Genomic DNA, 9,195 nt, shown 5'->3' with positions numbered 1-9,195 from the left:
CTGCGCGCCCTTGGCCAGCGTGCCGCGGCCCGCGTCCCGGTACGCCGCCGCCTCCTGGGCCGTGGCCTCGGCCGCGTACAGGAGCATCCCGAGCCGTTCGAACTCCCCGGCCACCGCCCGGAGCTCGACCGGGTCGCCGATCGCGCGGGCGTGCCTGGCCAGGAGCACGGCCAGGAGGCCGTCCACCCGACCGGCCAGCCTGGCGGACTGGTCCGGGGCGCCGAGCCGTACCAGGTCGTGCAGCGCGAACATCAGGCCGGCGTGCAGCTCGTGCCGCTCGGCGTGGTCGGCCGCCGCGAGGCACAGCCGTACCGCCTCGTCGAGCTCGCCGCCGGAAGCCGCCACCCACACCTCGGCCTGCAGCACGTGCTGCCGGGTGAAGGCCCACCTGGACGCCGTCGCGCCGGCCTCCGCCAGCACCTCCCGAGCCTGCTCCGTACGGCCCAGCAGCGCCAGCGCGTGCGCCTGCTCGGCCAGCACCCGCCCCAGGTAGGGCTCCCGCCCGGGCATCCTGGCCAGGTCGTCCCGGCACCAGCGCAGCGCCCCCGCGACGTCCCCGCGCAACCGGCCGACCATCGCCCGATATGCCGCGAACCCCGACACCGACAGCTCGGCGGCCGGCAGCTCCATCCCCTGCTCCGCCGACCGGTCCGCCGCCTCCAGCAGGCCCGCGAACGTCTGGGCGGCGCAGAGCGCGTCCAGGAAGCTCGGCAGCGCGTGCGGCGCCTCGTCCCGCCAGCTGTCCACGCTCTCCAGCGTGCGCGCGGCGATGGCCAGGCTCTCCCCGGTTCGCCCCGAGTACGCCGCGGCCCACGCCTCCATGGACGCCGCGTGCGCGTCGGCGCGCCGCGACATCGGCCCGTACGAGCGGGACCGCGCCAGCGAGCGCGCCGCCCCGGTCAGCCGCCCGGCGAAGCAGTCCGTCACGGCGCGGTAGACGTGCGCCTCCTGCAGCCAGCGGGGCTCGGTCAGCGTCACGGCGGCCAGGTCGAGTACCTCGCACGCCTCGGCGTCCGCGCCCGCCCACGCCAGGTTGATCCCCAGGCTGAAGGCGTGCTGGGCGCGGTCGGCCTCGGTGACCGCGTCGCGCGCCGCCCGCCGCAGCGCCGCCAGCGCCGCGTCCGCGTCGCCCAGCACCATGAGCACCTCGCCGAGCACCGCGACCGCGGCCACGCCCCCACCCGCGTCGATCGCGGCCTTGGCCAGACGTTCGGCCAGGTGGGGATCCTGCCTGCCCCAGGCCAGCCGGGCGGCCGACACCAGCATCTCGGGGGCCGTGACCGAGCCGGAGTCCAGCCGCCACACGGCCGCGCGCAGCTCGTCCTCGCGCCGCCGCAGCCCGCTGGCCTCCAGCGCGTCGGCCAGCATCCGCAGCCGCCGCCGCGTCCGCAGCGTGCCGCAGCCGCCGCGGACGACCTCGCCGTAGAGGGGGTGGCCGAGCCGCAGCTGCTCCCGCCTGCCCTCGTTGACGGCCACGACCAGGCCGCGGTCCTCGACCCGCTCGACCGCCCGGGCCGAGGTCAGCGAGACCAGCAGCTCCGTGCCCAGCGGCTCCCCGAACGCCACCAGCTCCAGCACCTCGCGCTCGTCCTCGTCGAGGTGGCCGATCCGGTCGCCCACCAGCTCGCGCAGCCTGGTCGTCATGGACAGCTCGCCCCGCCAGCGCCACTGCCCGTCCCGCTCGGTCAGGCAGCCCGCGTTGCGCCCCGCCTGCACGACCTCGCGCAGGTAGAGCATGTTCCCCTCGCTGACCCGCGCGAGGTGCCGTACGGTCTCCGCGGCCACCTCGCCGCCGAGCGCGCCCGCGAGCACCTGCCCGACCTCGGCCCTCGTCAGCGGCGGCAGCTCGATCCTGTCGAGCAGTTCGTCCTTCCACAGCGCGGCCACCGGCGCCGGCTGCGGCTCCCCGGACCGCACCGTCACCAGGACGCGCGCCGCGCCGCTGTCCGCCAGGTAGTGCACCAGCGCCGCCGAGGCCGGGTCCAGCCGGTGCGCGTCGTCCACGCTGACCAGCAGCTCGCCCCGCGGCGCGCGCTCGCGCAGGTGGCGGGCGGCCCAGCTCAGCAGGTTCTCGCCGCCCTCCGGCGGGCCCGTCAGCACGTGCGCGAACGCCCCGAACGGGATCATCGACGCGGTCTCCGTGCCGAGCGCGCGCACCACCGCGTACCCCGGTAATCCGGCCAGCGCCTCCGCCGCCAGTCTGCTCTTCCCGACCCCGGCCTCACCGGCGATCATCACGCCCGCTCCCGACCGCAGCGCCGCCCGCACGGTCGTGAGCGGCCCCCCTCGCCCGACGAACGGCCAACCGCTCCCCTGCTCGCTCATCGCGCCTCCTCTCGACACCCATCGTCGTCACGGAGGTTCGCGCGAGGTTCAAGCCAGGTCTGTGCTCAGCCCGGCGGCGGAACGCAGGAGGTCGAGGAGGGCTTCCGTGCCGCTGAACGGCACCGGCTCGCCCCCCACCTCTTCGAGCAGCCCGCGGAGCTGGCCGCCGGATTGCTCGGGCTCGACCAGCCGGACGATGACCGTTCTCATCTGGAAACCATCTCGCCGGGCGGTTCAGGTCTGGTTCAGGTGGGGTACGGGGCGGGCTCGACCTCCAGCTCGCGCATGCGTTCGGCGTAGAGGTGGTAGCGCCTGCGGGCATCGCCGCGGCGGCCGGCCAGGTCGAGAACCCGTACCAGGCCCAGGTGGGCCCGCTCGTCGTAGCGGTCGCGCTCCAGCAGCCGCAGCCAGTAGCGGGCGGACTCGTCGTAGCGCCGCTCGCCCGCCCGCGCCGCCGCGAGCCTTGCCGCCGCCTGCGTGTAGGCCAGCCGGGCCTGCTCGCGCAGCCCCACGGCCCAGTCCGCGTAGGGGTCCTCCTCGCAGAACTCCCCGCCGTACGCGCTCTCGGCCGCCGTCCACCGCTCCAGCGCCTCGGCCGTACGTCCTGCCTGGTCCAGCCGTACGGCCTGAGCCACCAGATCCAGAAATTTCTCGACATCGACGTCCACATTGGACAGGTCAAGCCGTAACGCGCCCTCGTCCGAGACCACGATCTCGTCCGCCGGACCTTCGTGCGCCGGATCCAGCACCGCGCGCAGCGTGGACACCATGACGTTCAGCCGGCGCAGCCCGACCGCCTCACCCTCCTGGTCCGGCCAGAGGATCTCGACCAGCCGCTCCCGGCCGATCCCGCTCCCCCTCCGGCTGACGAGGATCTTCAGCAGGTCGCGTGCCTTGCGCGACTGCCAGGCCGTACGCGGGACCGGCACGCCGCCCCGCAGCACTCGGAACGTTCCCATGGTCTCGACGATCACCTTCACGCCCGGCGCGGGAGCGGCGCGGGCGATCAGCGCGTCGATCCGGTCGTCGAGCGCCCGGCAGCCGATGGCGTGCATGCGCTCGCGCACCCCGGCCGCCAGCTCGCCGCCGGTCGCCGGGTCGGCCAGAGCCGCCCTGACCAGCTCGGCCCTGGCCTGCCCCACCGGGTCGCCGAGCATCGTCCACGTGCGCACGGCCTCGTCGGCCGGCCGCGTGTCGCCGTCGAGCTCGGCCCGCAGCTCGGCGATGGCGGCCTGCGAGGCGTGGTCCCTGCGGCTGACCGCGACGGGTTCGGTCTCGTCGAGCAGCGCCCTGGCGTCGTCGTGCCGCCCGCCCGCCAGTGCCACGCGGGCGGCCACGACCCTGGCGGTCACCCCCGCGATGCCTTCGGCGTGTTCGAGCGCCTGCTCGGCGACGCGCGCGGCCTCGGCCGGATCGTCGTCGGCCAGCAGCTCGGCGAGGCCGTTGAGCGCGTTGGACAGCGACTGCACCTCGCCCGACGGCGCCGAGTCGGCGATGATCCGCCGGTAGATCGCCGCCGCCGCCCTGCGATCGCCGCGCAGGACGTTGATCTCGGCGAGCCGGTTCAGGCCGGTGCCGACCAGGCGGGAGCCCATCGCCTCCCACCTGGCCACCGCGTCGGCGGCCTCGGTGGCCGCCTCCTCCAGGCGGCCGAGCCCGATCAGGGCCTTGGCGCGGTTGGAGACGTTCAGGGCGGCATAGGGGGCGAACGACACCAGGTCGGACAGCCGGCCCCCGATCTCCGTCTCGGCCAGCGCCTCGGCGTAGGCGCCCTCGTCCAGGTGGCGGGAGGCCCGGTTGGCGTGAATGCGGATGAGCTGGACGATGTCGCCCGCGCGTTCGGCGTACTCCAGGGCGCGCAGGTAGTGGGCGTCGTTGGCGCGGCGGTCGCCGTCGAGCGCGGCGAGCATGGCCAGGACCGTGTTGGCCATGGCCAGCGCGCTCGGGTCGCCCAGGCTGCCGGCCTGTTCGAGCGCCTTGTCGGCGAACTCGGCGCAGCCTGCCCGGTCGCCCTTCAGCCAGAGCACCGACGCCATGGACGCGGCGCACATGGCGGCGTCGGCGGGCGGCAGGCCGTACTCGTATCCCCTGGCGTACCCGGCCAGGGCCGCGTCGAGGTCGCCGCGCAGGTGGTCGATGAGGCCGAGCCGCCTGGCCACGAACGCGTCGAACGCCGGCCCTTCGGCGGCCCGGGCGAGCAGGTCGCGGGCGCGGGTCCACCGGCCGCGGTTCTGCTCGGCGACGCCGGCCAGCTTGATCATGGTGGGCGCGTTCCTGGCGGCCTCGGGCAGCAGCTCCAGCGCCGCGACCACGTCCCCGCGCTCGGCCAGGCGCAGGCCGTACGAGTCGAGGAGCGCGGCCGCCAGGCCCGGGTGCTCGGTCGCGACGGCGGCCCGCAGGGCCAGCTCGGGCTGGTCGTGCTCGACGTACCAGCGGGACGCGACCGCCGCCACGTCGTGGGCCTCGTGCCGGTCGAGCGGCGCGTGCTTGGCCAGCACGTGGCGGCTGGTCAGGGTCAGGCGGTGGCCGTCCTGACCGGCCTCGAGGAACAGGCCGCGGCTGGTGAGCGAGTCGAGCGTGTCGGGCGGCGCGCCGAGCGTGGCGGCCAGCCCGGAGGTCAGCACGGGCAGGACGGTGGCGGCCCGCAGCAGCTCGCGCATCGCCGGCGGCAGGTCCTTGAACGCGGCCAGCGTGAGGCGTTCGAGCGTGGCGGAGTTGGCGGCCAGCCCGGCGGCCGTGCGCGGCCATCCGGACGGGTCCTCGCGGGCCAGCGCGTCGAGCGCGGCCTGCACGGCGGCGGGCCAGCCGCCGCAGGCGTCGTGGAGCGTGGCGGCGACGGCCGCGCCCTGCTCGCCCAACCGGTCGCGCGCCCAGGCGGCCGTCTCGTCCGGGGTGAGCGCGAGATCGGTCGCGTCGAGGTCGAGCACCTCGTGGTCCTGGCGCAGCCGGGCGGTCGGGAACGGCAGCGGCGCCCGCGACGCGGTGACCAGATGCAGGTGCCTGGGGGCGACGCGGACCAGCGTCTCCACGTACCGCACGGAGCCCGGGGCGCCCGAGATGGCGTCGATGCCGTCGAAGACCAGCGCGAGGCCGCGTCGCAGCCGCCTGCCCAGCGCCTCGGCCAGCGCGCCCGCCAGCGCCGCGGCCCTGGACACCTCGTCGGCGTCGGGCCCGAGCGGGGCGTCCGCGGCGGTCACCAGGTCGGCGGGTAACCCGGCCACCCGCTCCGACAGAGCCGATGCCACGGCTCCCGCCAGCGTGGGAAGATCACGATCAGCGGGCCCGAGCCGGTGCAGCACCGCGCCGACGGCCTGGCTCCACCCTGCCAGGGCAGTGGACTTCCCGTAGCCTGTAGTTGCGACGAGCGAGGTGAGCCTGTACGTAAGCGCCCCGTCCAGCCGCCGGTCGAGGGCGGGACGGGGGCGCACCCACCCTCGGTCCACCCCCGCATGCTACGCCGGGGTTCGCGGGGGGACTCCATAGTTCGAAAAGTGCCACCTCCCGGTAACAGACCGGCGGGCGCACTATGGTCGTACTTCTTAACAGGAGGCACCGTGGAACAGGAACTGCCCGGCGGTGCGAGGCTGATCGTGGGGGTGGACGAGTCCCCGGCCTCGCGCTGGGCGCTTGCCTGGGCCATCGGTGCGGCCAGGCTGCACCGGATGGCCCTGGTCGCCGTACACGTCAGCCGCGCGCCCGTCCACCCATTCCCCGAGGCTCTGCCCGTCCAGCACGCGCTTCGGGCCGGCGAGGAGGCGCGCTGCAGCGAGGTGATCGCCGGCGTGTTCGACGACGTCGCGGGCGGCGTGCCCGACGACATCAGAACGGCGGTGATCGGCCGGGTCGGCGATCCCGGCTACCACCTCGTCGACCTGGCCCGCGAGGGTGACCTGCTGGTGCTGGGGCGGAGCCGGCGCGGGCTGCTCAGCCGCATCTTCCTGCCCTCGACCAGCATGTACTGTGCCCGCCACGCGCGGACCACGGTCGTGATCGTGCAGCAGCCGGCGCCGCCCGACGACCCTGAGCTGTCAGGGGAGCGGGCCCGCCGGTTCTGGAGCCGTCGCCATCCGTAGGCGCCTGAGTCCTTCGGGGAGGTCGTCCCTGGAGATGCCGCCGTAGCCGAGGACCACGCCGGGCTGGGCCGGGCTCTCACCGCAGTACGCCTCCAGCGGCTCCACCGCGAGATCCGGCACGGCACGTACCTCTACATCCGGGGCGAGCCGGGCACACAGGTGCAGGCCCGCGGTGGACGGGACCAATCGCAGCCGCTCGTCGCCCGCCAGCGCCTCGGCGATCATGGCGTGTCTGGCGGCGTACTCGCGGGTCGCCTTCCTGATGTGCCTGGACAGGAGCCCCTCGTCGATGAACCTGGCCAGGGCGGCCTGCGCGGGCACGTCGCTGTGCCAGTCGGACAGCTGCTTGGCCGCGCGCAGCGCCGGGGCCAGCGAGGCCGGGGCGACGAGGAAGCCGAGCCTGAGCATGGGGAGCAGGGTCTTGGAGAAGGAGCCCACGTAGACGACGCGGCCCGCGCGGTCGAGGCTTTGGAGGGGTTCGAGCGGGCGCTCGCCGAAGCGGAACTCGCTGTCGTAGTCGTCCTCGATCACCACCGCCCTGCGGCGCTCGGCCCAGGCCAGCAGGGCGGCTCGGCGGGCCGGCGACATGGGCGTGCCCAGGGGGAACTGGTGCGAAGGGGTGACGTACACGATGCGGGCGGCGCCGGGGATGGCCCGGACGTCGATGCCCTCCGCGTCCACCGGCACCCCGGCCACGCGGGCGCCGAGCGAGCGGAACAGCAGGCGGGCGGGCGGGTAGCCGGGCTCCTCGACGGCCACGCAGACGCCCGGCTCGATCAGGACGCGGCCGATGAGGTCGAGCGCCTGCTGGGCGCCGTTCGTGATCAGCACGTCGTCGGGGCCGGCGTGGACCGAACGGCTGATACCTATATGACGTGAAATAGCCTCTCTCAGCGGCTCATATCCGGATGGGCTGCTGTACGCGGCGGCGCTCATCCGCAGCTCGCGGGCCACCAGCCGGCGCCACGCCTCCATGGGGAACAGGCGCGGGTCCGGCATGCCGACGCGGAAGTCGTACCGGGCTCCCCGCATGGCTCTCGGGGCCTCGATCCCCTGCCAGAACGCCCTCGGCCGCACCACACCCTTCGGGGCCGCCCTGCCGCGCACCGACTCCCCCGACACGAACGTGCCCGCCCCCGCCCGCCCCACCAGGAACCCGTCGGCGACCAGGCGGTCGTAGGCCACGGCGACCGTGTTCCTGGAGATCTCCAGCCTGCGCGCCAACTCCCTGGTCGGGGGCAGCCGCTCGCCCGATCTGAGCCGGCCGTCGAGAATGGCGTCGAGCAGCTGCCGGTAGACCTGTGCGGCCAGGTCGCCCCGCCCTTGAAGGCTGATGTGAACGTCCAACTTGGCCCAATCACTTTGCCGGAAATTGGAGCTTATATCGGGACAATGGGGGATCGAAGATGAGGGTATGGCACCCCGGCGCATCCTGGCTCAGGCCCAGCTCGCGAACTCCATCGGCGACGGCGTCTACCTCGTCACCTCAGCGTTCTACTTCACCAGGATCGTCGGCCTGTCGGCCATCGAGATCGGCCTCGGCCTCACCCTCGGCTGGGCCGTCGGCATGCTGGCCGGCGTGCCGCTCGGCCACCTGGCCGACCGGCGCGGGCCGCGCGGCGTCGCCGTCCTGCTCGCGCTCACGACCGCCACGGCGGTCGCCTCGTTCCTGTTCGTCCGCTCGTTCGCGCTCTTCGTGCTGGTGGCCTGCCTGTACGGGACGGCGCAGACGGGCCTGTCGGCCGCCCGCCAGGCCCTGCTCGCCGGGCTGATCGCCCCCGAGGAGCGCACGGTCGTACGGGCGATCCTGCAGTCCACGCTCAACGGCGGCCTGGCCGTCGGCGCCGCCCTGGGCGGGCTCGCCCTGCACCTCGGCACGCGGCCGGCCTATCTGGCGGTGTTCGCGCTCGACGCGGTGAGCTTCCTGGTCGCCGCCGGGCTGCTGCTCAAGCTGCCTCCCGTACGGGTCCCGCCGGCCGCGCCCGGCCCCCGGCTGGCGGTGCTCAGGGACCGGCCGTACGCGCTGATCACGCTGATCAACGCGGTGATGCTCTTCTACATGCCGCTGCTCAGCCTGGTCGTGCCGCTCTGGATCGCCTCACGTACGAGCGCGCCCACCTGGATGGTCTCGGTCCTGCTGCTGCTCAACACCGTCACCGTGCTGCTCTTCCAGGTGCGGGTGGCCCGGCGCGTGAAGGGGCTGCCGTCCGCCGCCCGGTCGGTGCGGTACGCGGGTCTGGTGATGTTCGCGGCCTGCGCGGTGTTCGCGCTGAGCCCGTACGCGTGGCTGTTCCTGCTCGTGGCGGCCGGCCTGCAGGTCCTCAGCGAGATGCTGCTGGCCTCCGGGTCCTGGGAGATCAGCTTCGGGCTCGCCCCCGACCACAGGCAGGGCCAGTACCAGGGCTTCTTCGGCACCGGCGTGGCCGTGGCCAGGATGCTCGGGCCCGTCGCGCTCACCACGCTCGTGCTCGGCGGCGGAACGCTCGGCTGGCTGCTGCTCGGCGCGGCGTTCGCGGCGGCCGGCGCCTCGATGGCGCCGGCCGTCAGATGGGGACAGCGGTCACTTGAAGCGGCGCAGCCGCAGGCTGTTGCTCACCACGAACACGCTTGAGAACGCCATCGCCGCGCCCGCGATCATCGGGTTGAGCAGCCCCAGCGCGGCCAGCGGCAGCGCGGCCACGTTGTAGGCGAACGCCCAGAACAGGTTCCCCTTGATCGTCTTCAGCGTGCTGCGGGACAACCGGATCGCCTCCGGCGCCACCCGCAGATCGCCCCGCACCAGGGTCAGATCCGCGGC

At 74.5% G+C, this 9,195-nt stretch carries 6 protein-coding genes and 1 pseudogene; 2 read left to right on the top strand and 5 right to left on the bottom strand.

What is annotated here, in order from left to right; all coding sequences use genetic code 11:
- The 3 genes from ACWDX9_RS54720 to ACWDX9_RS54710 all read right to left on the bottom strand — a co-directional run.
- Nucleotides 1-2,325, bottom strand: a 2,325-nt coding sequence (locus tag ACWDX9_RS54720; protein WP_449970370.1) for an AAA family ATPase, incomplete at its 3' end; no start/stop codon positions are given.
- A gap of 48 nt (nucleotides 2,326-2,373) precedes the next feature.
- Nucleotides 2,374-2,535, bottom strand: coding sequence for a hypothetical protein (locus ACWDX9_RS54715; protein ID WP_449970367.1), 162 nt, complete (start codon nucleotides 2,533-2,535; stop codon nucleotides 2,374-2,376).
- 35 nt (nucleotides 2,536-2,570) lie between these two features.
- Entirely contained in the window at nucleotides 2,571-5,768 is a 3,198-nt protein-coding gene (locus ACWDX9_RS54710) for a BTAD domain-containing putative transcriptional regulator (RefSeq protein ID WP_449970364.1), read from the bottom strand.
- 111 nt (nucleotides 5,769-5,879) lie between these two features.
- Here ACWDX9_RS54710 and ACWDX9_RS54705 point away from each other — a divergent pair, with 111 nt between their 5' ends.
- Nucleotides 5,880-6,398, top strand: a complete 519-nt coding sequence (locus ACWDX9_RS54705) for a universal stress protein (RefSeq protein WP_319715898.1) — start codon at nucleotides 5,880-5,882, stop codon at nucleotides 6,396-6,398.
- On the opposite strand, the gene pdxR is transcribed toward ACWDX9_RS54705, so the two are convergent.
- Nucleotides 6,354-7,745 carry a MocR-like pyridoxine biosynthesis transcription factor PdxR gene (gene pdxR, locus ACWDX9_RS54700; protein WP_449970361.1) on the bottom strand — a complete coding sequence of 464 codons (1,392 nt, stop codon included), beginning with the start codon at nucleotides 7,743-7,745 and terminating at the stop codon, nucleotides 6,354-6,356. The two genes, ACWDX9_RS54705 and pdxR, sit on opposite strands and share 45 nt — an antisense overlap.
- A gap of 67 nt (nucleotides 7,746-7,812) precedes the next feature.
- Here pdxR and ACWDX9_RS54695 point away from each other — a divergent pair, with 67 nt between their 5' ends.
- Nucleotides 7,813-9,009 carry an MFS transporter gene (locus ACWDX9_RS54695; RefSeq protein WP_449970358.1) on the top strand — a complete coding sequence of 399 codons (1,197 nt, stop codon included), beginning with the start codon at nucleotides 7,813-7,815 and terminating at the stop codon, nucleotides 9,007-9,009.
- Here ACWDX9_RS54695 and ACWDX9_RS54690 read toward each other — a convergent pair.
- Nucleotides 8,959-9,195: pseudogene (locus tag ACWDX9_RS54690) on the bottom strand (heavy metal translocating P-type ATPase); the annotation flags it as partial. The gene ACWDX9_RS54695 and the pseudogene ACWDX9_RS54690 sit on opposite strands and share 51 nt — an antisense overlap.

It is taken from the genome of Nonomuraea sp. NPDC003201, from assembly GCF_053590415.1.
Note: the sequence above shows the minus strand (reverse complement) of the source record. Positions and strands in the feature narration are given on the sequence as shown.